General features: G+C 74.3%; 17 protein-coding genes. 5 read left to right on the forward strand and 12 right to left on the reverse strand.

The features are described from left to right. Positions 1 to 457 precede the first annotated feature (457 nt). Both glnA and KIK08_RS24365 read right to left on the reverse strand, forming a co-directional pair. The gene (gene glnA / locus KIK08_RS24360) at positions 458 to 1,801 is read right to left on the reverse strand and encodes a type I glutamate--ammonia ligase (protein WP_214405567.1); all 1,344 of its coding nucleotides are present in this window, start codon (positions 1,799 to 1,801) and stop codon (positions 458 to 460) included. 89 nt (positions 1,802 to 1,890) lie between these two features. Next, positions 1,891 to 3,465: an alpha/beta hydrolase gene (locus tag KIK08_RS24365; protein ID WP_308257846.1), complete on the reverse strand. Its 1,575-nt coding sequence runs from the start codon at positions 3,463 to 3,465 to the stop codon at positions 1,891 to 1,893. Between the two features lie 160 nt (positions 3,466 to 3,625). Between KIK08_RS24365 and KIK08_RS24370 the strand changes: the two genes are divergently transcribed. Next, positions 3,626 to 5,722 carry an NAD(+) synthase gene (locus KIK08_RS24370; RefSeq protein ID WP_214405569.1) on the forward strand — a complete coding sequence of 699 codons (2,097 nt, stop codon included), beginning with the start codon at positions 3,626 to 3,628 and terminating at the stop codon, positions 5,720 to 5,722. 123 nt (positions 5,723 to 5,845) lie between these two features. Next, complete coding sequence (gene panB / locus KIK08_RS24375; protein ID WP_214405570.1) at positions 5,846 to 6,754, forward strand: 3-methyl-2-oxobutanoate hydroxymethyltransferase; 909 nt, start codon at positions 5,846 to 5,848, stop codon at positions 6,752 to 6,754. A gap of 81 nt (positions 6,755 to 6,835) precedes the next feature. Here panB and KIK08_RS24380 read toward each other — a convergent pair whose 3' ends face one another. From KIK08_RS24380 to KIK08_RS24400, 5 genes are all read right to left on the reverse strand, one after another. After that, positions 6,836 to 7,954: a glutamate-cysteine ligase family protein gene (locus KIK08_RS24380; protein ID WP_250557722.1), complete on the reverse strand. Its 1,119-nt coding sequence runs from the start codon at positions 7,952 to 7,954 to the stop codon at positions 6,836 to 6,838. A 66-nt stretch (positions 7,955 to 8,020) separates the two neighbouring features. After that, a complete protein-coding gene (locus tag KIK08_RS24385; protein WP_214405571.1) occupies positions 8,021 to 9,478 on the reverse strand; it encodes an RNB domain-containing ribonuclease in 1,458 nt (485 codons plus the stop codon). Positions 9,479 to 9,510: 32 nt separating this feature from the next. Then, positions 9,511 to 10,314, reverse strand: coding sequence for a maleylpyruvate isomerase family mycothiol-dependent enzyme (locus KIK08_RS24390; protein ID WP_308257847.1), 804 nt, complete (start codon positions 10,312 to 10,314; stop codon positions 9,511 to 9,513). 37 nt (positions 10,315 to 10,351) lie between these two features. Then, positions 10,352 to 11,191: a fumarylacetoacetate hydrolase family protein gene (locus KIK08_RS24395; RefSeq protein ID WP_214405572.1), complete on the reverse strand. Its 840-nt coding sequence runs from the start codon at positions 11,189 to 11,191 to the stop codon at positions 10,352 to 10,354. Between the two features lie 168 nt (positions 11,192 to 11,359). Next, entirely contained in the window at positions 11,360 to 13,714 is a 2,355-nt protein-coding gene (locus KIK08_RS24400; protein WP_214405573.1) for a xanthine dehydrogenase family protein molybdopterin-binding subunit, read from the reverse strand. A 303-nt stretch (positions 13,715 to 14,017) separates the two neighbouring features. Here KIK08_RS24400 and KIK08_RS24405 point away from each other — a divergent pair, with 303 nt between their 5' ends. Further along, complete coding sequence (locus tag KIK08_RS24405; protein ID WP_308257848.1) at positions 14,018 to 15,712, forward strand: fumarate hydratase; 1,695 nt, start codon at positions 14,018 to 14,020, stop codon at positions 15,710 to 15,712. 44 nt (positions 15,713 to 15,756) lie between these two features. Here KIK08_RS24405 and KIK08_RS24410 read toward each other — a convergent pair whose 3' ends face one another. From KIK08_RS24410 to KIK08_RS24430, 5 genes are all read right to left on the reverse strand, one after another. Continuing rightward, positions 15,757 to 16,146: a DUF1761 family protein gene (locus KIK08_RS24410; protein WP_214405574.1), complete on the reverse strand. Its 390-nt coding sequence runs from the start codon at positions 16,144 to 16,146 to the stop codon at positions 15,757 to 15,759. After that, positions 16,139 to 16,858 (reverse strand): hypothetical protein, encoded by a 720-nt coding sequence (locus tag KIK08_RS24415; protein WP_214405575.1) that lies wholly within the window; start codon positions 16,856 to 16,858, stop codon positions 16,139 to 16,141. The genes KIK08_RS24410 and KIK08_RS24415 overlap by 8 nt, the downstream gene beginning before the upstream one ends. 292 nt (positions 16,859 to 17,150) lie before the next feature. Beyond that, on the reverse strand, positions 17,151 to 18,080 hold the full coding sequence (locus KIK08_RS24420; RefSeq protein WP_308257849.1) for an alpha/beta fold hydrolase: 930 nt from the start codon (positions 18,078 to 18,080) through the stop codon (positions 17,151 to 17,153). Beyond that, complete coding sequence (locus KIK08_RS24425) at positions 18,077 to 20,701, reverse strand: bifunctional acetate--CoA ligase family protein/GNAT family N-acetyltransferase (protein ID WP_308257850.1); 2,625 nt, start codon at positions 20,699 to 20,701, stop codon at positions 18,077 to 18,079. Before KIK08_RS24425 ends, KIK08_RS24420 begins: the two co-directional genes overlap by 4 nt. A gap of 124 nt (positions 20,702 to 20,825) precedes the next feature. Further along, positions 20,826 to 21,989: an acetoin utilization protein AcuC gene (locus KIK08_RS24430; RefSeq protein ID WP_214405577.1), complete on the reverse strand. Its 1,164-nt coding sequence runs from the start codon at positions 21,987 to 21,989 to the stop codon at positions 20,826 to 20,828. Between the two features lie 164 nt (positions 21,990 to 22,153). Here KIK08_RS24430 and KIK08_RS24435 point away from each other — a divergent pair, with 164 nt between their 5' ends. Both KIK08_RS24435 and galE read left to right on the forward strand, forming a co-directional pair. After that, a complete protein-coding gene (locus tag KIK08_RS24435) occupies positions 22,154 to 22,900 on the forward strand; it encodes an iron-dependent transcriptional repressor DtxR (RefSeq protein WP_214405578.1) in 747 nt (248 codons plus the stop codon). A 114-nt stretch (positions 22,901 to 23,014) separates the two neighbouring features. Then, positions 23,015 to 23,980 carry a UDP-glucose 4-epimerase GalE gene (gene galE, locus KIK08_RS24440; protein ID WP_214405579.1) on the forward strand — a complete coding sequence of 322 codons (966 nt, stop codon included), beginning with the start codon at positions 23,015 to 23,017 and terminating at the stop codon, positions 23,978 to 23,980. Positions 23,981 to 24,139: the final 159 nt, after the last annotated feature.

Genomic DNA, 24,139 nt, shown 5'->3' on the forward strand with positions numbered 1-24,139 from the left:
AACCACTGCACAAGCAACGCACGGGGTACGCACTCGCACAGCCGAACATATCTGGCACAAAACCAAAACCAGAAAACAATAGCTCGACACACTGTTGAGTTCTCAAAAGACACCCACACACCATCCACCACCGCGAGGTGACTTCCGGGGCGCCCTCGACACTGTACCCCTCCCGGACGCGGAACGTCCGAGGGGCCCTGCCGGGGTGGTCTCCAGCTTACGAGAGCTGACTCTGGGCCTGAGATTCAGTCCCGGTCTGTCGTGCTGCCCTCCGTGGCGACATGGAAGAAGTTACACGCCGGCTTCCGGGAGTTCAAATCCGGGGGGTCGCTTCGGTGTTCCCGCAGGTCAGCGTGACCGACCCGGCGACGGCAGTGCCCCGCAGGGCGCTCCTGCGGGGCACTGGCGACCGTCACGAAGCGGTCACGAAACGATCATCGTGGGGTCACGACGGGGGTCACAGCACGGGCAGGTAGGTCGCCAGCTCGTAGGGCGTCACGTTGCGCCGGTACGCGTCCCACTCCGCGCGCTTGTTGCGCAGGAAGAAGTCGAACACGTGCTCGCCGAGGACCTCGGCGACCAGCTCGGAGTGCTCCATCGCGCCGAGCGCCTCGGTGAGGTTCTGCGGCAGCGGCTCGTAGCCCATGGCCCGGCGCTCGGTGTCGGTCAGCGACCACACGTCGTCCTCGGTGGCCGGGCCGAGCTCGTAGCCCTTCTGCACCCCGCGCAGCCCCGCCCCGAGGATCACCGCGTAGGCCAGGTACGGGTTGCACGCGGTGTCCAGGGTGCGGATCTCCACCCGGCGCGTCGACGACTTGCCCGGCGAGTACATGGGCACCCGCACGAGCGCCGAGCGGTTGGCGTGCCCCCAGGACACGGCGGTGGGCGCCTCCCCGCCGGTGATCAGCCGCTTGTAGGAGTTGACCCACTGGTTGGTGACCGCGGTGATCTCCCGGGCGTGGCGCAGCACGCCGGCCACGAACGCCTTGCCGGTGTCCGAGAGCTCGTAGGGGTCGTCGGGGTCGTGGAAGGCGTTGCGGTCGCCCTCGAACAGCGAGAAGTGCGTGTGCATCGCCGAGCCGGGGTGCGCCGAGAACGGCTTGGGCATGAACGAGGCGTGCACGCCCTGGGTGATCGCGACCTCCTTCACCACGTACCGGAAGGTCATGATGTTGTCGGCCATCGTCAGCGCGTCGGCGTAGCGCAGGTCGATCTCCTGCTGACCCGGGCCGCCCTCGTGGTGGCTGAACTCCACCGAGATGCCCATCGACTCCAGCGTCTCGATCGCGTTGCGCCGGAAGTGCGGGGCGACGTCGTGGCTGGCCTGGTCGAAGTAGCCGCCGGAGTCGGCCGGGCGCGGCGGGCTGCCGTCGGACGGGAGGTCGCGCAGCAGGTAGAACTCGATCTCCGGGTGCACGTAGCAGGTGAACCCGGCCTCGCCCGCCTTGCTCAGCGCCCGGCGCAGGACGTGGCGCGGGTCGGCCCACGACGGCGAACCGTCCGGCATGGCGATGTCGCAGAACATGCGCGCCGAGTAGTGCTCGCCGCTCGCGGTCTCCCAGGGCAGCACCTGGAACGTCGACGGGTCGGGGCGGGCGACCATGTCCGACTCGTAGACGCGCGCGAAGCCCTCGATCGCCGAACCGTCGAAGCCGATGCCCTCCGCGAAGGCCCCCTCCAGCTCGGCCGGCGCGACGGCGACCGACTTGAGGTACCCGAGAACGTCGGTGAACCACAGCCGCACGAACCGGATGTCGCGTTCCTCGAGCGTGCGGAGCACGAACTCCTGCTGGCGATCCATGGCGCGAGCCTAGGAACGACGCGTTACGAACATGTTTCCCGCCAGATCAGGGCGTGCGACATCACGACACGATCGGCTGGAGAGCGCCCTCAGAGCGTGCAGTTCGTCTCCCCCTGCGGCACCGCAAGGTCGATCAGGTAGGCGTTCACGACGTCGTCGATGCACCGGTTGCCCTGCAGCGCGGCGGTGTGCTGGTTGCCCTCCACCGAGATCAGGCTGCCGCCCAGGGCCTGGGCGAGGTCGACGCCCGCCTGGTACGGCGTGGCCGGGTCGCCGGTGACCGAGACGACGATCGTCGGGGGCAGCCCGGCGACCTGCGGCGTGTGCGGCTTGCTGGTGGGCTCCGCCGGCCAGAAGGTGCACGAATCCAGAGCGCCGACGGCTCCCCGGCCGTCGTCGCGGAACGGGGCCGCCTCGTTGGCCCGCCGGATCAGCTCCTCCTGCTGGGCCCGGTCGGTGATGCGCTCCTCGTCCATGCAGCTGATCGAGACGAAGGCCTCGATGCTGTTGTCGTAGTTGCCGTCCTGGCCCCGCCCGTAGTACAGGTCGGCCAGGGCCAGCAGGATGCGCCCGTTGCCCGTGGCCAGCCCGGAGATGCCCTGGGTGAGCACCGGCCAGAAGTCCTTGGCGTAGAGGGCCTGGATGACACCGGTCACCGCGTCGCCGTAGGACAGGGTGCGCGGGCCGACGGCGACGGGCTGGTCGATCAGCGGCCGGGTCAGGGCCTGGAAGGCGGCCGTGGCCTGCGCGGGGTCGGTGCCCAGCGGGCACGCCGGGTTGGTGGCGCAGTCGGCGGCGAACGCGTCGAAGGCCTGCTGGAAGCCGGCGTTCTGCTTGACCGTGCGGTCGATCGTGGTCTCCTTGGGGTCCAGCGCCCCGTCGAGCACCAGCGCCCGCACGTTCTGCGGGAAGGCCTCGGCGTAGGCCGAGCCGATCCGCGTGCCGTAGGAGTAGCCGACGTAGCTCAGCTTCTCGTCGCCCAGCGCCTGGCGCATGATGTCCATGTCGCGCACGACGTCGCGGGTGCCGGAGTTGGCCAGGAACGCCGCGCCGCCCGAGCGCTCGGTGCACCGCTGGGCGTACTGCTCGTTCTCCGCCTCGGTCTCGGCCACGCCGGCCGGCGACGGGTCGACGTCCAGGTCGGCCCGCTCGACCTCCCACTCGTCGTTGGTGAGGCAGTCGATCGTCGGTGTGGAGGCGCCCACGCCGCGCGGGTCGAACCCGATGAGGTCGAACCGCTGGGCCAACGGGCTCTGGGCCAGGGCGGGGGCCAGGTTCGCGACCAGGCTCATCCCGGAGGCGCCGGGCCCGCCCGGGTTGAACAGCAGCGACCCGATCTTCTCGCCGGACGCCTTCTGCCGCAGCAGGGCCACCTGCGCCTTCTCCCCGTCCGGGGCGGCGTAGTCGACCGGCACCTCCAGCCGCGCGCAGTCGAAGCCGGGGGCGGAGTAGCTCTCCCGGTCGTCGGAGCTCACCGCGAACTCCGCGCACGGACCCCACGTCAGCTGCTGGCCGTAGAAGGCGGCCAGCTCGGTGGCGTTCTCGTCCGGCTGCTGGGCGTTCACCCCGCTCGGCGCGGCGGCACCGGAGGTGGACTGGGTGCACGCCGCCAGCACGGCACAGCAGAGGACGAATGCGGCGGTCGTTCCGGTCCGGGCTCTCACCCGCCACAGCATGCCAGTGGCCCGATCGTGGGACCGACCCCACCGATGACGGGATCGCGACATGCGGGTGCGTGTCGGCGACCCGGCAGCGGGTACCGACCTCGTCGTACGGTTCGCGTGTCCCACGGCCCCGATCGCGAGAGGCGGCGTCCGCACGACCATGGCAATCCACGGGCAGAACGACCGGGAGAACTTCCGCTCCGCGTACCGGCACGGCTTCCTGCGCACCGCCGCCTGCACGCTGATCACCGCCATCGCCCAACCCGACCGCAACGCGGAGGCGGTGCTGCGGATCGCCCGGGAGTGCCACGACGAGGGCGTCGGGCTGGCCGTGTTCCCGGAGCTGACGCTGAGCGGGTACTCGATCGAGGACGTCGTGCTGCAGGACACCCTGCTCGACGCCGTCGAGTCGGCCCTGGACGACGTCGTCGCCGGGTCGGCCGACCTGCTGCCCGTCCTGGTCGTGGGCGCTCCCCTGCGCTACCGCAACCGCGTGCACAACACGGCCGTCGTGGTGCACCGCGGACGGGTGCTGGGCGTCGCGCCGAAGTCGTACCTGCCCACCTACCGCGAGTTCTACGAGCGCCGCCAGCTCGCCGTCGGCGACGACGTGCGCGCCACGATCGTGGTGCCCGACGGCGCGGGGGGCCGCACGGAGGTCCCGTTCGGGCCGGACCTGCTGTTCCGCGCCGAGGACGTGCCGGGCCTGGTGCTGCACGTGGAGATCTGCGAGGACATGTGGGTGCCGGTGCCGCCCAGCGCCGAGGCCGCGCTGGCCGGCGCGACGGTGCTGGCCAACCTGTCCGGCAGCCCGATCACCGTCGGGCGGGCCGAGGACCGCAAGCTGCTGTGCCGCTCGGCGTCGTCGCGCTGCCTGGCCGCCTACGTCTACGCCGCGGCGGGCGAGGGCGAGTCGAGCACGGACCTGGCCTGGGACGGCCAGACGATGATCTTCGAGAACGGGGTGCTGCTGGCCGAGACCGAGCGCTTCCCGAAGGAGGCCCGGCGCTCGGTGGCCGACGTCGACCTCGACCTGCTGCGCGCGGAGCGGGCCCGGATGGGCACGTTCGACGACAACCGCCGCCACCTGGCCGAACGGCGCCCCGACGGCGGCGACGGCGTCCGCGAGGTGGTCTTCCGCCTCGACCCGCCCGGCGGCGACATCGGCCTGCGCCGCGAGGTCGAGCGGTTCCCGTTCGTGCCCGCCGACGAGAGCCGGCTCGCCCTGGACTGCTACGAGGCCTACAACATCCAGGTCTCCGGCCTGGAGCAGCGGCTGCGCGCGATCGGCGACCCGAAGATCGTGATCGGGGTGTCCGGCGGCCTGGACTCCACCCACGCGCTGATCGTCGCGGCGCGGGCGATGGACCGGCTGGGGCGGCCCCGCTCGGACATCCTCGCCTTCACCCTGCCCGGGTTCGCCACCGGCGAGCGCACCAAGGGCAACGCGGTCCGGCTCTCCGAGGCGCTCGGGGTGACGTTCGAGACCATCGACATCACCGAGACGGCCCGGCTGATGCTGAAGAACCTCGAGCACCCGTTCTCCCGCGACGAGCCCGTCTACGACGTGACCTTCGAGAACGTGCAGGCCGGGCTGCGCACCGACTACCTGTTCCGGGCGGCGAACCAGCGCGGTGGGATCGTGCTGGGCACCGGCGACCTGTCCGAGCTCGCCCTGGGCTGGTCCACCTACGGCGTCGGCGACCAGATGTCGCACTACAACGTCAACGGCGGCGTGCCCAAGACGCTGATCCAGCACCTCATCCGCTGGGTCGCGGCGACGGACCTGTTCGACGACGAGGTGAGCGCGGTGCTCACCGACGTGCTCGACACCGAGATCACCCCCGAGCTGGTGCCGACCGGCGAGGACGAGGAGGTGCAGAGCAGCGAGGCCAAGATCGGGCCGTACAACCTGCAGGACTTCACGCTGTTCTGGACGCTGCGCTACGGCCTGCGCCCGTCGAAGATCGCGTTCCTGGCCTGGCACGCCTGGCACGACCCGGAGGCGGGCGACTGGCCGGCGGGCTTCCCGGTGGAGAAGCGCCCGTCCTACACGCTCGCCGAGATCCGGCGCTGGTCGGAGGTGTTCGCGCAGCGCTTCTTCGGCTTCAGCCAGTTCAAGCGCTCGGCGCTGCCCAACGGCCCGAAGGTGTCCGCGGGCGGCTCGCTGTCGCCCCGCGGCGACTGGCGGGCGCCCTCGGACATGTCGGCGCGCATCTGGGTCGAGGAGATCCGCGCGAAGGTCCCCGAGGAGTGAGTCGGGGCTGTGAAGTCCGTCCCACGTCGGTGATCTGCCGGCCACCCGGGTGTCACGCTCTCGTCATCAACCCCTGACGACCCGGGGACCCGCGGAGCGGGCCTCGAGGGAGGACGGACGACGATGTCTGAGACCCAGTTCCGCGCAGCCGCGGACCCGACCGGCACGGCCCCAGCGATCGACGAGGTCCCGCCGCCGTACCGCTCGGGGCCGGCGGCCCCGGCGACCGGCAGGCCCAAGCGGACCCGGATCCACCACCTGCGCGAGATGAAGGAGCGCGGCGAGCGCTGGCCGATGCTCACCGCCTACGACACCTACACGGCCGAGATCTTCGACGAGGCCGGGATCCCGGTGCTGCTGGTCGGCGACTCCGCGGCCAACAACGTCTACGGCTACGAGAACACCCTCCCGGTCACCGTGGAGGAGTTGCTGCCGCTGGTGAAGGCCGTGACGCGCGGGACCCGTTCCGCGCTCGTCGTGGCCGACCTGCCCTTCGGCAGCTACGCCCTGGGCCCCGAGCAGGCCCTGACCACGGCCTTCCGGTTCATGAAGGAGGGCGGCGCGCACGCGGTGAAGCTGGAGGGCGGCGCCCGGTTCGCCCCCCAGGTCGAGGCGCTGGCCGGCTCGGGCATCCCGGTGATGGCCCACCTCGGGTTCACCCCGCAGAGCGAGCACGCGCTGGGCGGCTTCCGCGTCCAGGGCCGCGGCGACGCCGGCGAGCGGCTCGTCGACGACGCGCTGGCGCTGCAGGCCGCCGGGGCCTTCTCGGTGGTCCTGGAGATGGTGCCGGCCGACGTCGCGAAGCGGGTGACCGCGGAGCTGGTCATCCCGACCATCGGCATCGGTGCCGGCCAGGAGACCGACGCCCAGGTGCTGGTCTGGTCGGACATGGCCGGCATGAACCGCGGGCGCAAGCCGCGGTTCGTCAAGCAGTACGCCGACGTCGGCGGGATCCTGCTGGATGCCGCCCGGCGCTTCGGCGAGGACGTGCGCGGCGGCTCCTACCCGGACGCCGAGCACTCCTACAGCTGACCCGCGGCGCGGGTCGACCGACCACCCGCACGGGCGCGGACCCCGCGTCGCGCCCGTGCGGTGTGCCAACCGCCCCGACCGTCAGGGGCGGGCGACGGCGTCGTTGCGCAGGCCGGCCACCGGACGACCGGCGGCGTGCTCGGCCAGCATCGCCACCGCCGGGCACTCGCGGCGCTCCCAGCGCCCGCGCAACGACGCCATCCGGGCCAGGTCGGCGTCGCGGCCGGCGAGCGCGGCCGTCGCCGCGTCCAGCAGCGCGCCGGTGCCCGCGTGGACGTCGGGATCGCCCAGCCCCTCCTCGGCCACCTCGCGGTGCAGTGGCCCGTCGGGCGTGGTGCGCCTGCCGGGGAGCGTGTCGTCCAGCACGAGCCCGGTCAGCAGGCTCAGCAGCTCGGCGTAGAGGTCCTGACCGGGGCAGGCGTCGAACGCCTTGAACTCGATCCGGCCGACCTCGGCGGGCAGCCGGGCCGGCTGGGTGAGCGACGGGTCGGCGGGCACCTGCTCGTCGTCGGGGCCGAGGAACACCAGCACGGCCGGTCGTGCCCCCGTGCGCACCTGCGTGCGCGCCGACAGCCCGCCCCACGGCTCGCCGTCACGGAACGGCGAGGAGAACGACAGCGGCACCAGCCACGGGCTGTAGTGGGTGAGCTTGCGCCCGACGTCCACCAGCGCGGCGGCGTCGAGGTCGGCGCAGGACAGGTTCAGGTCGGGTCCGTAGGTCGTCATGTGCAGGTGCGCGGTGCGCTCCTCCGGCGAGCCGAGGCGGTGGTCGCGCTCCCAGGCGTTGAGCGGCGGGTCGATCCGGTAGTGCGAGCGCAGCGGGTTGAACGCCACGGTCGTGGTGGCCAGCCCGGCGCGGGCGGCCTCGGCGTCGAGCTGGGCCAGGTCGGCGCCCAGCGCGGCGGTGGCGTCCTCGATCGAGGTGTGGATGCGGGTGCGCACCTCGATGCCCTTGGGGTCGCAGCGCACCAACTCGCCCCGCTCGTCGAAGCGCTCGTAGCCCTCCACGTACCAGCGCTTGCGCTTGATGCCCTGGTCGCCGATGCGCAGTTGCGGGTAGTCGTCCGGGTCCTCGGGCAGCGCCTCCACGATCGCCTGCAGCTCCTCGAAGGAGACGGCGGTGAAGTCGGCGAAGCTGCCGTCGGCGCGCAGCATCGCGCACTCGTGTTCGATGCCGTAGCGGAACGTGCGTCCGGGCAAGGAGCGACCTCCTGGGGGATTCGGGTAGCGAAGGCTACCCTCACCTGACCGAGGTGGCGTCGCCCATCAGGTGGTCGGCGCGTCCTGCGACTGCGGCGCGTCACCGACCGCGAACTCTATGCGCCCGGTCCCGGGATCGGCAGCCGCCAGCCGGACCGACGCCATCCGTCCGGCCTCCGCAACGCCGCTGCACCGGGCGACGACCGGCGGATCGGCCAGGAACACCTCCCCCGGCTCGCCGTCCGGGCCGCCGGCGCGCAGCACGACCACCTCGAAGCGCTCGCCGACGCGCCCGGACAGCAGGGCCGCCTCCGTGCGGTCGACGCACGCCCGGCCGACCTTGCCGGCGAGCGCGTCGGACGCGGCCATGACCTCGGGCAGGTCCGGCAGCGCGGCGCGCACCCACTCCGGTGGTTCCTCCCCCGCGGCCAGGGCCAGGCACAGCTCGGACCCGAAGCGGTCGACCAGGCGCCGCAGCGGCGCGGTGACGTGCGCGTACGGGGCCCCGATCCCGCCGTGGCCCGGATCGCGCGGGACCGGCGCGCCGGCCGTGGGGTCGAACGCGGTGTAGCGGGCGCCGCGCAGCAGCGCGGTCGCCGAGCGGCGCACCGCCAGCGGCACGGCCCCGGTCGCCGGCAACGCGGCCAGCACCTGCGCCGGGTGCGCGTCGCGGGGCCACTCGACGCCCAGCCCCTCGGCCGTGCGCCGGAACCCGGTCAGCGCGTCCGGCTCGGGCGCGGGAAGCGTGCGCAGCAGGCCGACACCGGCGGAGAGCATGATCCGGGCCGCCGACGTGCCGGTGAGCAGCGAGATCTGCTCGTTCCACTGCTCGACGGGCGTGCGCTCGCGGACCCGCACGGCCCAGCCCGCCCCGGCGGGCACGACCTCCTGCTCGGGCATCTCCAGTTCGATCGCCCCGCGCGCCAGCGCCAGCGCCCGACGCAGCCGACCCACCTCGGGCAGCGCGGCCAGGGCCGGGTGCAGCCGGCCGGCGTCGACGTCGGCCTGCACGCCCTCGTAGTCGAGCTGGGCCAGGGAGCGCACGAGCGCCCGGCGCACGTCGACCGACACCGGCTCGCCGTCGGCGTCCAGGTCCACCGTCCACAGCACGGCCGGGCGGGGACCGTCCGGCAGCAGGCTCGCGGCCCGCTCGGACAGCGCGGGCGGGTGCAGCGGGACCGACCCGTCGGGCAGGTAGACGGTCTGGCCGCGGCGGCGCACCTCGGCGTCGAGGGCGCCGCCCGGCTCGACGAAGGCCCCCACGTCCGCGATCGCGTAGTGCACCCGGAAGCCGTCGGCGGTCCGGGCGACGCCGAGCGCCTGGTCGAGGTCCTTGGCCCCCGGTGGGTCGATGGTGACCAGCGCCAGGTCGGTGGCGTCGACCCGGTCGCCCACCGGTCCCCGCGCGGCGACTCGCTCGGCCTCGGCGAGCACCTCCGGCGCGAAGCCCTCCGGCAGCGCGAACTCGGCGCGGATCGCGGCGAAGTCGGGTGCGGCGGGCCGCGCCCGCTCCGGGTCGTTCACACCCGGCTCCGCGTCGGGTTTCCGCACGGGCCTCACATCCAGCGCGGCGGCGCCGGCAGCCGCGAGCCGTCGCCGGCCCGCAGCTCGCGCCCCGCCGACCGGCCCAGCAGCCAGGTCGCCAGTTCGACCGCGGTGCCCCTGACCTCGACACGGCGCACGTCGTCGGCGGGGATGTGCTCGACGGCGGCGCTCAGCTCGGAGCCGCCGCTCTCCCCGGTGCTGTTCCGGGCGCTGCCCGCACCGGCTCCGCCGAGCGTCCAGCGCCGGTCGAGGTCGGTGGCCACCAGCGCGAGGGGCGGGCACTGCGGGCTCGCCCCGATGGTCGTCGCGGCGTCGTCCAGGACCGCGACGAGCATGGGTGCCGGGGCGTCGGCCAGCGACGCGCCGACGTCGAGGTCCACCGAGTGCACCCACATCTCCCTGGCCCGCATCCACGGGATGTCCGAGGCCGGGAAGCTCCGCCCGCCCTGACCACCCACCCGGGCCTGCCACGCCTCCTGCGGCATCGCGCGCACCGCGACCGCGAGCCGGTCGGAGGAGTGCACCACGTCGTCGCGGATCGCCGACGGGTCGCGCCGGGCGCCCACCTCGATGTCGTGGTCGCGCTGCTCGCGGCTGGCGTAGGCCGGGCTGGGCACGCCGGTGCGCGCCCAGTCCAGCAGGTTGATCATGGCGTCGGCGTTGCGGGCCACGTGGGTCAGCACGTGCGCCCGGCTCCAGCCGGGCAGCAGGGACGGCGCGGCGAACGCCGCGTCCGCCATCCGCATCATCAGCCCGCGCAGGTGGGCGGCGCCGTCGCCCGCCCAGGCCAGCGTCGTGGTGAGCGTGCGGCTCACGACGCGGTCCGGACGGCGTCGTCCGGGGGCGGGTCGGTCACGGCTTCTCCAGCCGGCAGGTGTTGCGCAGCTCGCCCACGCCGGCGACCGAGGTGACCAGCTCGGCGCCGTCGGTCAGGTAGCGCGGGGGCTTGCGCGCGTGGCCCACGCCGCCCGGGGTGCCGGTGGCGATGACGTCGCCCGGGTTCAGCGTGAGGATCTCCGACAGGTACACGACCAGGTCGACCGCGCCGAACACCAACTCGGCGGTCGTCGAGCTCTGCATCGTCTCGCCGTCGAGGACGCTGGAGATCGCCCAGCCGCCCTCGGGCAGCTCGTCGGGGGTGACCAGCCACGGCCCGATCGGGGTCGACTTCTCGAACGTCTTGCCCTGCAGGAACTGCTTGGTGCGGTTCTGGTAGTCGCGCACGCTGACGTCGTTGAGCACGGTGTAGCCGGCGATCGCCGCGGCGGCCCGCTCCGGCGAGGCGTGCCGGACCGGCGCGCCGATCACCACGGTCAACTCGGCCTCGTAGTCGACCTTGTCCGACACCCGGGGCAGCACGATGTCGTCGTGCGCGCCGACGAGCGCGGGGGCGAACTTCGCGAAGACCGTCGGGTAGTCGGGCAGCTGGTTGCCCATCTCCAGCACGTGGTCGCGGTAGTTCAGCCCGACGCAGATGATCTTCTCGGGGGACGGGACCAGCGGCGCGTAGTCCAGCCCGCCAACCGGGTGGCTCGGGCCGGCCGCCGTGGCGGCGTGCTCGGCCCAGTCCGGGCGCTCCAGCAGGGCGCGCACGTCCGACTCGCCGGTCTCCACCGCGGTGTCGTCGGGACCGGTGCCGTCCAGGCGCACCGCCCGCGTGCCCGTCGCCGTGCGGATAGTGGCCAGCCTCATCGCGTCTCCTCGCTCGTCACGCGGGGAAGTCTGGCTCAGCGCCCGGCCCGGCACATCCCCGGGTGGCCGTCCCCACCCGACGATTCGACGAACGGGCGCCCGCCGGAGCGGTGCGGCGGGCGCCCCTGCGCCGCGGCCCCGGCAGGGCCCGTGCTCACGTCCCGTCGGTCAGATCTCGCCGCCCTCGGCGCCGGTGGCCCCCTTCTGCACCGGCAGCGTCGCGAACACCTCCGGCGGCTCGCGCCACGGGTCGGCCGGTCGGCCGGCCCGGGCGTCGCGGATCGCCGACCAGACCCGCTGCGGCGAGCAGGGCAGGTCGACGTGGCGCACCCCGAGCGGGCGCAGCGCGTCGACGACCGCGTTCTGCACCGCCGGGGTGGCCCCCACCGTGGCCGACTCGCCGATCCCCTTGGCACCCAGCGGGTTCATCGGGGTCGGCGTCTCGGTGTTGGACGCCTCGAAGGCGAACAGGTCGGCCGCCGAGGGCATGCGGTAGTCGGCCAGGGTGGCGGTCAGCGGCTGGCCGTCGGGGTCGAAGACGACCTCCTCGTACAGCGCCTGCGCGATGCCCTGGGCCAGCCCGCCGTGCTGCTGGCCCTGCACCAGCAGCGGGTTGAGCACGCGGCCGCAGTCGTCCACCGCGACGTGGCGGCGCGGGGTGACCAGGCCGGTCTCGGTGTCGACCTCCACGACCGAGACGTGCGCGCCGAACGGGAAGGTGGCGCCCTCCTGGCGGAAGTCCAGGCCGGCGTAGAGCTCCTCGCCGTGCGAGGCGACCTGGGTCCAGGTCAGCGTGACGCCGGGGACGCCGGACACCCCGAACTCACCGTCGTCGGTGAGCTCGACGTCGTCGACGGCGGCCTCCATCAGCTCCGCGGCGCGGCGGCGGGCCTGCTCCAGCACGTCGTCGGCGGCCGCGGCGACCGCGTTGCCGCCCATCTGCAGCGAGCGCGAGCCGCCGGTGCCGCCGCCGCGCGGCACCGCGGCCGTGTCGGACTGGACGAACCGGATGCGCTCCATCGGGATGCCCAGCCGGTCGCTGGCCAGCATGGCGAAGGCGGTGGCGTGGCCCTGGCCGTGCCCGGAGGTGCCGGCGGAGATGGTGGCCGAGCCGTCGGCGTGCACGGTGACCGAGCCGAACTCGGTGCCCCCGCCGCCCGCGGTGATCTCGACGTAGACGGCCAGGCCGATGCCCAGCTGGACGGGGTCGCCCGACTCGCGGCGCGCGGCCTGCTCCTCGCGGAGCTTGTCGTAGTCGGCGATGCGCAGCGCCTCGCGCAGCGGCAGGTCGTAGTCGCCGATGTCGTAGCGGGCGCCGGTGACCGTGGTCAGCGGGAAGTCGGCCGGGTCGAGGAAGTTGCGCCGGCGGATCTCGGCGGGGTCCAGGCCCAGCTCGTCGGCGGCCAGGTCCATCATCCGCTCCAGGTAGGCGGTCGCCTCCGGCCGCCCGGCGCCGCGGAACGCCCCCACCGGGGTCGTGTTCGTGGCCGCGACCGCCGCGGAGAAGTCGATCGCACCGATGCGGTAGACGCCCTGGCTCATGGTCCGGGTGGGCCCGATGGCCAGCGCGCCGCCGAACCCGGCGTAGGCGCCGGAGTCGGCGACGACCCGCGCGCGCATCCCGGTGATCACGCCGTCGCGGGTGAGCCCCAGCTCGTAGTAGCCGACCTGCGCGCGGCCGTGCGGCATGGAGACCAGGTTCTCCGAACGGGTCTCCACCCAGCTGACCGGCCGCCCGAGCCGCCGGGCCACCCCGACCGCCGCGGTGTGCTCGGCGATGAACCCGGCCTTGCCGCCGAAGCCCCCGCCCACGTGCGGGGCGATGACCCGGATGCGCTCGGGCTCCAGCCCGAACAGCTGGCCGGCCTGGCGGCGGAAGCCGTGCGGCATCTGGGTCGACACCCGGATCGTCAGCTCGTGCCCGTCGTCGGGGGCCGGGTCGACGACGATGGCGTTGCCCTCCATGGGCATGACCGCCAGCCGCTGGTTGACCATGCGGGCGCGCACCACGACGTCGGCGCCGTCGAGCGCGCTGTCGCGCGCCGGACGCGTCCCGGCCATCAGGTTGGTGCCCAGGTCGGGGAACTGCAGGGGCGCGTCGGGGGCCAGCGCGTCCTCCGCGTCGACCGCCGCGGGCAGCGGGTCGTAGTCGACCTCGACCAGCTCCACGGCGTCCACGGCGGCGGCCTTGGTCTCCCCCACGACGACGGCGACGGCCTCGCCGACGAAGCGGACCCGGTCGACCGCCAGCGGCGGGCGGGGCACCTCGGGGTTGACCGGCATCAGGCCGTGGTGTGCGGGCAGGTCGAGGTCGGCGGCGGTGAACACGGCGACGACGCCGGCAGCGGCGGCGGCCTGGGCCGTGTCGATGCCGGTGACGGTGGCGTGGGCGAGCGGCGACCGCACGAACGCCAGGTGCAGCAACCCGTCGCGGACGTGGTTGCCGACGTAGGTGGTGGCGCCGGTGATCAGGTCGAGGTCCTCGACCCGGCGGACGGAGGTGCCGAGTATCGATCCGGGCATGATCACGACCCTACGACATCCGGAGGCGCCTCCGCCCAATTGATTGTCGATGCTATTGATCCCAACGCGTCCATCAGGGTCATGCGACCCGCCAGCGGTTGACGGCTTACTTCCGGTTCGGAAGTGTTTGCCGTCCAACCCCGACGCAGACCGCGCACCGGAACGGCCCGCCCGGCCCGGTGCCCGCCCCGGGGGGTCGGACCGGTCGGGGGCCGGTCCGACTTCCCGACCCCCGCGAGTGCGGCCGCGATCACCGGCGCAGCGTCCCGATGCTCCGCCGGGGGCCCTGTAACGTGCGGGTTCGTGCCCGACACCAGCCCCTCCCAGCACGCGGCGGCTCCCGACGGCGAGCCCGACTTCGGCTACACCGAGGTCCTGCCCCTCGGCCGGGACGACACCGAGTACCGCCGCCTCGACCTCTCCCCCGGGACCGTGGTCGAGGCCGCCGGCCGGACCTTCCTGGAGGTCGACCCGGCCACCGTCACCGCGCTCGTGCGCGAGGCCGTGCACGACATCCAGCACCTGCTGCGCCCGTCGCACCTGGCGCAGCTGCGGGCCATCGTCGACGACCCGGAGGCCTCGGCCAACGACCGCTTCGTGGCTATCGACCTGCTGCGCAACGCGTGCGTCTCGGCCGGCGGCGTGCTGCCCATGTGCCAGGACACCGGCACCGCGATCGTCATCGGCAAGCGCACGGAGACCGTGCTGACCGGGGGCGACGACGAGCGCGCCGTCGCACGCGGGGTCTTCGAGGCCTACGACTCGCTCAACCTGCGCTACTCGCAGATGGCCCCGACCTCGTTCTGGGACGAGCGCAACACCGGCTCCAACCTGCCCGCCCAGATCGAGCTCTACAGCGCGCCCGGCCGGGCGCCCAGGTACGAGTTCCTGGTGATGGCCAAGGGCGGCGGCTCGGCCAACAAGACCTTCCTCTACCAGGAGACCAAGGCCCTGCTGAACCCGCGCAAGCTGGCCGGGTTCCTCGACGAGAAGCTGCGCTCGCTGGGCACCGCCGCCTGCCCGCCGTACCACCTGGCCGTCGTCGTGGGCGGCATGTCCGCCGAGTACACGCTCAAGGTGGCCAAGCTGGCCTCCGCCCGCTACCTGGACTCGCTGCCCGAGGCCGGGTCCGGGCTGGGCCACGCCTTCCGCGACCGTGACCTCGAGCAGCAGGTGCTGGAGCTGACCCGGCAGTTCGGCATCGGCGCGCAGTTCGGCGGCAAGTACTTCTGCCACGACGTGCGCGTCATCCGCCTGCCCCGGCACGGCGCCTCGCTGCCGGTCGGGATCGCGGTGTCCTGCTCCGCCGACCGCCAGGCCAAGGCGAAGATCACCCCGGACGGGGTGTTCCTGGAGCAGCTCGAGCGCGACCCGGCCCGGTTCCTGCCCGAGACCACCGAGGAGAACCTCTCCGACGAGGTCGTGCGGGTCGACCTGGACCGCCCGATGGCCGAGATCCGCGCCCAGCTCTCGACGCTGCCGGTGAAGACCCGGGTGTCGCTGACCGGCTCGCTGGTGGTCGCCCGCGACATCGCCCACGCCAAGATCGCCGAACGGCTGGAGGCCGGCGAGCCGATGCCGCAGTACCTGCGCGACCACCCCGTCTACTACGCCGGGCCGGCCAAGACGCCCGAGGGCTACGCCTCCGGGTCGTTCGGCCCCACCACCGCCGGGCGCATGGACTCCTACGTCGAGCAGTTCCAGGCCGCCGGCGGGTCGCTGGTCATGCTGGCCAAGGGCAACCGCTCCACGCAGGTGACCACCTCCTGCGCCGCGCACGGCGGCTTCTACCTCGGCTCGATCGGCGGCCCGGCCGCCCGGCTGGCCCAGGACTGCATCCGCAAGGTGGACGTGCTGGAGTACCCCGAGCTGGGCATGGAAGCCGTCTGGAAGATCGAGGTCGAGGACTTCCCGGCGTTCGTCGTGGTCGACGACAAGGGCAACGACTTCTTCGCCGAGGTCAACCAGCCGCTGCTGCAGGTCTCCTTCCGACGGTAGCCGCCGGGTGGGTGGAGAGCGCCCCGCCCTCCACCCACCACCGCCTACCAGACCCCGGCCAGCAGGCCCAGCGCGAGCAGCTTGACCAGCCAGTCCCCGGCGTGCAGCGCGGCCGGCGCCGGCGGTGTGCCCTCGTGCACCACCGCGCCGCTCCACAGCACCAGCGGGAACCCGGCGAACAGCACCAGGCCGAGCACCAGCCCGGCGCCCGCGTCGTCGACCCCCACCGCGGCGGCCAGCCCGAGCACCGCCACCGCCAGCACCAGGCTGCGCACCACCTCGGCCGGCATCGTCCACCAGCGCATCGGCGCGGGCGCCGGGCCCGCGCCCCGGGCCGCCGCCAGCCGACCACCGAGGACCGCGTAGTACACCGCTCCGACCACGAACGTCAGCGCCGCCGCGACCAGGACTTCGACCACGTCCAGCTCAGGCATCGGGGGCACCGCCCGCGAGCCGCCCCACCAGCACGACGAGCCGCTCGCGCCACCACTGCTTCGCCCGGGCCGCCTCGTCGGCGTCGGGCAGCCGGCTGTGCGAGACCGTCACCGTGCAGCGGTCGCCGCCCTTCGGCACGACCGTGACGTGCACGCGGGTCCCGTCGTCGCCCCGGTCGAAGCGGGCCGATCGCGGGCGGGTCGCGGTGCGGGCGCGCAGCACGACGCCGGGCAGCCACCCGGCGCGCGCGTCCGCGTCGACGAAGGCGTCGAAGACCCGCTCCGGCGCGACCGCGAGCGTCCGCGACGCCGACACCGTGAACCCGTCGGCGTGCTGGCCCACCGCGCGCCCGCCGCGGGCCCGCTCGTAGCTGCCGGTGACCGCCTGCGCCGGCCACGCCAGCGGGACGACGCCCAGCAGCTCGGCCACCCAGCGGGCCACCTCGCGGTGCGGCCGACCGCCCATGCCGGCCTCGTCGAGCAGGTCGAACCACTCCTCCCAGCCGCGACCGGTCCGCTCGCGGATCCGCTCGTCGGAGGTGGCGAGGACGGGTGCGGCCGGGGTGGCCGCGGGGGCGCTGTTGATGGCGCTGTCGGGGGCCGGCTCGGGCTCGCGGGCCGCCAGCAGCACGGCGCGCGCCGCCGTGTAGCTCTCCCCGGTGCGGGCCATCCTGGTCCGCACGAGCCGCTTGAACGATCGGTTCCTGGTCATCGGGTGCTCCTGTGCACGGCGGCAACCCACGACCCACGCTCGACGGACACCGCCGGGACGGACGCACGACCGACCGGCACCCCGAGGGATCGGGCCCCCTTTGCCCCCGCCGCGCCGGTGGCGTGGGCACCGGATCCGGGGGTTGGGCGCAGGACGGCGCCCGGGCGAACACTACCGGGACCCGTACCGGCGGCGGAACTCATCGCTTCCCCCGCACGCCGACCCGATCGGGCGACCAGAGGCTCTCCGGGCACGAGCGCTCAGGGGCAGCGACGAATTCAGGGCAGCGAAATCAGGGCAGGAGCGAGCGGACGGCCGCGGCCAGCTCTCCCGGCGCCTCCAGGGGCACGAAGTGCCCGACGTCGTCGAGCACGGTGAAGCTGTGCCCGGGCAGCATCGCCTCCAGCCCCTCGCTGAACGGCAGCGGGAAGAGCGGGTCGGCCGCGCCCCACACGACCGCCGAGGGCACCTCCACCGGCGGTGGCGCCGGCGGCGCGACTCCGGTCGCGGCGGCCACCGCGACCGGGAGGCTGGACGAGCCCGAGCGGTACCAGTTCAGGCCGGCGGTGAACGCGCCCGGCTCGGCGTAGACCCGGACCAGCGCCGCCAGGTGCGCCGGGCCGAGCGGCCCCTGGCGACCGCCCCAGTGCCGGTAGAAGTGGCCCAGGTAGGCCGCCACGGCCCGGGGCTCGCCGTCGACCAGGGCCGTGGCCAGCTCCAGCTGGTGGAAGTCCTGGTACCAGAACTCGCCGCGGTGGCCCGGAGCGAGCAGCCGCGGGCCGGCCGCGGGGTTCATCGGGTTGCCCAGGGCCAGCCCCACGACCCGGTCCGGGGCGTCGCGCGCCACCTGGACCGCCACCGCGGACCCGACGTCGTAGCCGACCAGCACCGCGCGCTCGATGCCCAACGCGTCGAGCACCGACAGCACGACCCGCGCCTGCGCCGCCCGCGAGTAGCCCTCGGGCGGCAGGTCCGGTCGGTCGGAGCCGCCGAAGCCGCGCAGGTCGGGCAGCACGACGTCGGCGTCCGGCTCCAGCAGCGGGCGCAGCAGCCGGTAGTCGAACCAGGCGCCCGGCCAGCCGTGCAGGCACACCACCGACGGAGCGCCCCGGTCGGTCCGGCCGCCGCGCGTCAGGTGCACGCGGTGGCCGTCGGCGTCGCGGACCGTGCGGTGGCCCCACGACTCGTCCTCCGGCTCGACGAACACCGGCCCGCCGCTCACCGCAAACGCCGCGGGCCGCTGTCCGCGCGCTGCGGCGGCGGCCCCAGCGTCATCTTCGCCCCGACGACCGCGACACCCTCGGCCGAGGCCAGCACCGGTTCGAGCACCAGCGAGCGGACCTCCGGGAGGTCCTCGGCCAGCGCGCCGACCCGGCGCACCAGCTCCTCCAGCGCGTCCAGCCGGGTGGGCTCGGTGCCGCCGTAGCCGGCCAGCAACGGCGCCGCACGCGGCGCCCGCACGAGCGCGGCGGCGTCCTGGTCGGAGACCGGCACGACCCGGAAGGCCCGGTCGCCGAGCAGTTCGGTGGCCATCCCGGCCAGGCCGAACGACAGCAGCGAGCCGAACGTCGGGTCGTCGACGATCTCCAGCACGCAGGAGATCCCCTTGGGCGCCATCCGCTGCACGTAGAGGTCCTCGGCGCCGGTGAGGGCGAGGAAGTCGCCGTGCGCGCGGCGCACGGCGTCCGCGGTGACCACGTCGAGGCGGACGCCGACCTGGTCGGTGCGGTGGCGCCAGCGCTCGCCCGCCGCCTTCACCGCGACCGGGTAGCCCAGCTCCTCGGCCGCGGCGACGGCCTGCTCGACGCCCTCGACGCGGCGGAAGTCGACCAGCCCGATGCCGTAGCAGCCCAGCAGCTCCACGGCCTCCTCGTCGCCGATCGGGTGGGTGCGCTCCGCGCCGAGCCGCGCGACCAGGGCGCGCGCCCGCTCGGGTTCGGTGCCCTCCGGCCGGGCGAACTCCCCCACCGGCCGCGACCGCCAGCGCGCGTACCGGCTGACCCCCGCCAGCGCCGCCGCGGCCCGCTCCGGGCTCGGGAAGCTGGGCACCGACCCCCGACCCGGCCCGCCGCCGGGACCGGGCACGGCCAGCTCGGCCGGGACGCCCTCGGCGGCCAGGAACACCGCCACCACCGGCTTGCCGCTGTCGGCGACCGCCTCGCGCAGCGCCCGCGCGTAGGCCGCGCCCGGCGTGGCCACCGGGGGCACGAACACCGCGACCAGGCCGTGCACGCCCTCGTCGCCGACGGCCCCGGCGACCGCGGCGGCGAACTCCTCCGGGGTGGCCGTGACGCCCACGTCGACCGCGTCGCCCGCCGGCTCCATCCCCTCGTCGAGCAGCGCGTCCTCGACCAGCATGCCCAGCGCGGTGGAGTTGCCGACCACGGCGATCCGCGGCCCCGCCGGCAGCGGCTGGTGGGCCAGCAGCAGCGCCACGTCGAACAGCTGCGACAGCGTCTCCACCCGGATCACGCCGGACTGCTCGAACAGCGTGCGCAGGCTCGCGTCGTCGACCGGGGTGGCGGTGGCCGCCAGCGCCGGCGTCGGCCCGGAGTGCCGGCCGCTCTTGACCAGCACGACCGGCTTCGTGCGGGCCAGCCGCCGGGCCAGCCGGGCGAACTTGCGCGGGTTGCCGAAGGTCTCCAGGTAGAGCAGGACGACGTCGGTGGCCGGGTCGGTCTGCCAGTACTGCAGCAGGTCGTTGCCCGACAGGTCGGCCCGGTTGCCCGCCGAGACGAACGTCGACAGCCCCAGCCCGCGCTCCTTGGCCGCGGCCAGGATGGCGATGCCCAGCGCCCCGGACTGGGAGAAGAAGCCCACCCGGCCGAGCCCGGGCACGTCCGGGGCGAGCGTGGCGTTGAGCCGGACCTCGGGGTCGGTGTTGGCCACGCCGAGCGCGTTCGGCCCCACGACGCGCATCCCGTGCGCCCTGGCCTCGGCGACCAGCCGCCGCTCGGCCACGGTGCCGCCGGCGCCGGCGTCGGCGAACCCGGCGCTGACCACCACCAGCGCCTTGACCCCCTTGGCCAGGCAGGAGTCCATGACCTCGTCGATGTTGGCCGCCGGGACCGCGACCACCGCGAGGTCGACCTCGTCGGGGATGTCGGTCACCGAGGGGTAGGCCCGCACGCCGCGCACCGACCGGGCGTCGGGGTTGACCGGGTAGACCGGGCCGGTGAAGTTGCCCCGCAGCAGGTTGGCCAGCACCGCGTGGCCGATCTTCGACGGGTCGGTGGACGCGCCGATGACCGCCACCGAGGTGGGGTGCAGCACGTTGTGCACGCTGCGCGCCTCGGCCCGCTGCTCGCGCGAGTCGCGCACGGCCAGCGACCGCTCGGTGGGGTCGACGTCGAACTCCAGGTGCAGCACGCCCTCGGCGAAGGCGCGGCTGACCTGGTAGCCGGCCTGCCGGAACACCCGCACCATCTGCTGGTTCTCCACCAGCACCTCGGCCTCGAACCGGCGCACGCCGTTCTCCCTGGCCGCCGCGGCGAGGTGCTCGAGCAGGATCGAGCCCAGCCCGCGGCCCTGGTGCTCGTCGCGGGCGACGAACGCCACCTCCGCGGAGTGCGGGCCCTCGCCCGGCTCAGCGCCGCCGGGCAGGCCCTCGTACCGCCCGACCGCGATGATCTCGTCGCCGAGCAGGCAGATGAACGCCACCCTGGCGTGGTGGTCGACGGTGGTGAAGCGTTCCAGGTCGCGCGGGGGGATGCGTGGGTACGGGCCGAAGAAGCGCAGGTAGCGGGTGCGCTCGGAGAGGCTCTCGTGGAACCGCAGCAGCGCCTCGGCGTCGCCGGGCAGGATCGGGCGCAGGTGCACGATGCCGCCGTCGGAGGCCACCACGTCGGCCTCCCAGTGCCGCGGGTAGCCGGGTTCGGTGGGCGATGGGGCCGCCGGTTTGGTCGTGGGTCGGCTGGTCGGCTCGTCGGTCGGTTGGCCGGTCGGCTGGCTCGTCGTCGTGTCCACGTCAGTCCCGGGGGTCGTCGGGGTCGAGGCCGTGCAGCGGGAACACCGCGCGCCGCACGTCGAGCACGGCGCTGTCCACCCGGTCCGAGCCCTCGGTCCACGGCTCGTGGCTCGGGTCGCGCCCGTCGGTCATCTCGGTGGGCAGCGGGCGCCCGGTCAGCCCGGCGGCGTGCGCCGTCCATGCGGCCGGGATCGGGCGGCGCGGGTCGACGTCGCGGTCGAGGACCGTGGCCAGCAGGTGGGTCCAGGACCGGGGCACCACCCGGAACAGCCCGTACCCGCCGCCACCGGTGGCCAGCCACTTGCCCCCGGCCGTCTCCACCGCCAGCTCGCGCAGCGCCCGGTAGATGGCCCGGTGGCCGTCGACCGACAGCCCGAGGTTGGCCAGCGGGTCCTCGGCGTGGGTGTCGACCCCGCACTGGGTGACCAGGACCTGCGGGCGGAACTCCCGCAGCAGCGAGGGCACGACCGCGTGGAAGGCGCGCAGCCAGCCGCTGTCGGCCGTGCCGGGCGGCAGCGGGACGTTGACCGCGTAGCCCTGCCCGTCGCCCCGGCCGAACTCCCCCGGCCAGCCGGTGCCGGGCCAGAGCGTCAGCGGGTGCTGGTGCAGGGAGATGGTGAGCACCCGCGGATCGGTGTAGAAGGCCTCCTGCACGCCGTCGCCGTGGTGCACGTCGACGTCGACGTAGGCGACGCGGTCGAAGCCGTGGTCGAGCAGCCAGGAGATGGCCACGGCGCAGTCGTTGTAGACGCAGAAGCCGGCGGCGCGGTCGGGCATGGCGTGGTGCAGCCCGCCGGCGATGTTGACCGCCCGGTCGGCCCGGCCCTCGGCGATCTCCCTGGCCGCCAGCAGGGACCCGCCGCAGACCAGCGCGCTGGCCTCGTGCATGCCGAAGAAGATCGGGTTGTCGTCGGTGCCCAGCCCGTGGCCCACCCGGAACGGCGCCTCCGGGGCCGACTTGACCGCGGTCATGTAGGACGGCAGGTGCACGCGCTGGACCTCGGAGTCCGGCGCCTGCCGCGGGACCAGCGGCTCGACGCCCTCCAGCACGCCGAGCCCGGTGGCCAGGCGCATCGTCAGGTCGAGCCGGACGGGGTCGAGGGGATGGTCGTCGCCGAGGTCGTACCCGAGGAAGTCCGGGGTCCACACCACTGCGGCCGTCATGGGCCCGACCGTAGGGGATGCGGGCCCCCGATCGCGCGTTCCGACCCGGCCCGTGGGCGAGGCCGGCCACGGGTGTGCGGGGCCGCGCCGAAGTGCGGCGATGCCGGGCGGCCTCTCGGACATCCGACGCGGATAGGATGGAAGCTGACCGAAGGGGCTGCAGCGTGAACGACCTCATCGACACCACCGAGATGTACCTCCGCACCATCTACGAGCTCGAGGAGGAGGGCATCGTCCCGCTGCGCGCCCGGATCGCCGAGCGCCTCGGCCAGAGCGGGCCGACAGTCAGCCAGACGGTCGCCCGCATGGAGCGCGACGGCCTCGTCGTCGTCGCCGGCGACCGGCACCTCGAGCTCACCGAGACCGGGCGCTCGCGGGCCGTGTCCGTGATGCGCAAGCACCGCCTCGCCGAGCGGCTGCTGGCCGACGTGATCGGCCTGGAGTGGGAGTTGGTGCACGCCGAGGCCTGTCGGTGGGAGCACGTCATGAGCGACGCCGTGGAGCGCAAGCTCGTGCAGCTGCTCGACAACCCCACCATCTCGCCCTACGGCAACCCGATCCCCGGCCTGGACGAGCTCACCCGGCCCGCCGCGGAGCCCGGCGCGCTCGACGGCGTGGCCACGGGCCGCACCGCGTACAACGCGCCGCCGACGCTGGAGGCCGGCCTGCAGCGCCTCGACGAGTTCGCCCGGCGCGGCGGCGGCCAGGTGGTCGTGCGCCGCATCGCCGAGCACGTCCAGGTCGACGCCGACCTGATGGCCGACCTCAAGGGGGCGGGCATCGTCCCCGGCCACGACGTCGAGGTGCGCTCCATCTCCCGCTTCGGCGAGTCGGTGCCGGTGAGCTCGCGCGGCGCCGAGTCCGCGGTGGCCCCGCTGATCGCGCACGCGGTGCTGGTCGCCGCGCGCTGATCGGGCGCGGCGGCCGGCTGGCCGGTCCCCCGCGGGGGTGGCGGGCGGACGCATGAGACGGTGGGCGCCGCCGTCGCCCGCGGCGGCGCGAACCCGTCTCCGAGGAGGATGTCCGTGAAGCTGCTCGTCACCGGTGGTGCCGGCTACGTCGGCAGTGTGTGCGCCGCCCATCTGGTGGACGCCGGCCACGACGTGACGGTGCTCGACGACCTGTCCACCGGCCACCGCGACGCGGTGCCCGACGGGGCGGCGTTCGTCGAGGCGGACCTGGCCGAGGCCGCGGACGAGGTGCTCGGGGCGGGCTTCGACGGCGTGCTGCACTTCGCGGCGCGCTCGCTGGTCGGCGAGTCGGTGCAGCGCCCCGAGCTGTACTGGTCGGGCAACGTCGTCACCTCGCTGCGGCTGCTGGAGGCGGTGCGCCGCCACGGCACCCCGCGCCTGGTGTTCTCCTCCACCGCCGCCACCTACGGCGAGCCGGAGGAGATCCCGATCCGGGAGGACGCCCCCGCCCGGCCGACCAACCCCTACGGCGCCAGCAAGCTGGCGATCGACAATGCCATCACCTCCTACGCCTCGGCCCACGGCGTGGCCGCGGTGAGCCTGCGCTACTTCAACGTGGCCGGTGCGCACGGTCGCTTCGGCGAGCGGCACGCCGTCGAGACCCACCTCATCCCCCTCGTCCTGCAGGTGGCCGTGGGCACCCGCGAGTCGGTGCAGATCTTCGGCGAGGACTGGCCGACCGCGGACGGCACCTGCGTGCGCGACTACGTGCACGTCGACGACCTGGCCGACGCCCACGTCCTGGCACTGCAGCACGCCCGCCCGGGCCACCACGGCATCTACAACCTCGGTTCGGGCACCGGCTTCTCGGTGCGGGAGGTCGTGGAGGCGTGCCGCCGGGTGACCGGCCACCCCATCCCCGCGGTCGCGGCCCCGCGCCGCAGCGGCGACCCGGCGGTGCTGATCGCCTCCAGCGACGCGGCCAAGGCCGAGCTGGGCTGGAAGCCCTCGCGCACCGACCTCAGCACGATGGTCGGCGACGCCTGGACCTTCGTGCAGAGCCGCCGCCAGCTCGTCTGACCGACCGCGCGGCGGCGGCCACGTCCGTCAGGCTGTCGCCGAGCAGCTCGCGCACCCGCCGCGGCGGCACCGCCGCCGCGGCCAGCACCCGGAGCAGGCCGGCGAGCCGGTGGCCCGGCCAGGCGCGCTCGGCCCGCTCGATCGCGATGTTGGCCAGCG

It is taken from the genome of Pseudonocardia lacus (genome assembly GCF_018531445.1).
In the GTDB taxonomy this organism is placed as follows: domain Bacteria; phylum Actinomycetota; class Actinomycetes; order Mycobacteriales; family Pseudonocardiaceae; genus Pseudonocardia; species Pseudonocardia lacus.

Bases quoted from the DNA above. Each gene is read 5' to 3' on its own strand.
- glnA (WP_214405567.1), bottom strand. From the start codon at position 1,801: ATGGATCGCCAGCAGGAGTTCGTGCTCCGCACGCTCGAGGAACGCGAC.
- KIK08_RS24370 (WP_214405569.1), top strand. From the start codon at position 3,626: ATGGCAATCCACGGGCAGAACGACCGGGAGAACTTCCGCTCCGCGTAC.
- panB (WP_214405570.1), top strand. From the start codon at position 5,846: ATGTCTGAGACCCAGTTCCGCGCAGCCGCGGACCCGACCGGCACGGCC.
- KIK08_RS24395 (WP_214405572.1), bottom strand. From the start codon at position 11,191: ATGAGGCTGGCCACTATCCGCACGGCGACGGGCACGCGGGCGGTGCGC.
- KIK08_RS24400 (WP_214405573.1), bottom strand. From the start codon at position 13,714: ATGCCCGGATCGATACTCGGCACCTCCGTCCGCCGGGTCGAGGACCTC.
- KIK08_RS24410 (WP_214405574.1), bottom strand. From the start codon at position 16,146: ATGCCTGAGCTGGACGTGGTCGAAGTCCTGGTCGCGGCGGCGCTGACG.
- KIK08_RS24415 (WP_214405575.1), bottom strand. From the start codon at position 16,858: ATGACCAGGAACCGATCGTTCAAGCGGCTCGTGCGGACCAGGATGGCC.
- KIK08_RS24430 (WP_214405577.1), bottom strand. From the start codon at position 21,989: ATGACGGCCGCAGTGGTGTGGACCCCGGACTTCCTCGGGTACGACCTC.